Here is a 526-nt window from a genome sequence, read left to right as displayed (position 1 = left end):
CGGCACCAGACGCGGGATGTTGGAGATGATGATGGGCTCACGGAAGATGACGCCACCCAGGATGTTGCGGATGGTGCCGTTGGGGCTCTTCCACATCTTCTTCAGCCCGAACTCCTGGACACGCGCCTCATCGGGGGTGATGGTGGCGCACTTGACGCCCACGCCGTGTTCCTGGATGGCGTGGGCCGCGTCGATGGTCACCTGGTCATCGGTGGCGTCGCGGTTCTGGATGGACAGGTCGTAGTAGAGCAGGTCGATGTCCAGGTAGGGGTGGATCAGGCGGTCCTTGATGAACTGCCAGATGATGCGGGTCATCTCATCGCCGTCGAGCTCGACGACGGGCCCCTGGACCTTGATCTTCGACATGCTGCTCCTCCGGTTCGCGGGCCGTACCCGGGGGTCGACCACCTGCGCGTCCTCCTCGGTGAGACGCCGCGGCCAGATTACTCGATGTCGAGATATCTGTCATGGAAGTGGGCAGATCGGAGGGCCTCCCGTGGCGCCGAGGCGTGCCATGGCACGGGAC

The 526-nt window shown here is 64.1% G+C and carries 1 protein-coding gene; it reads right to left on the bottom strand.

From position 1 onward, the window contains the following. The coding region (locus FK530_RS25460) for an isocitrate/isopropylmalate family dehydrogenase (protein ID WP_269434196.1) at positions 1–366 on the bottom strand (366 nt) is incomplete at its 3' end. Positions 367–526: the final 160 nt, after the last annotated feature.

The organism is Tsukamurella conjunctivitidis, from assembly GCF_007858475.1.
Taxonomy (GTDB): Bacteria; Actinomycetota; Actinomycetes; order Mycobacteriales; family Mycobacteriaceae; genus Tsukamurella; species Tsukamurella conjunctivitidis.
This window is presented reverse-complemented; position numbering and strand designations above follow the sequence as displayed.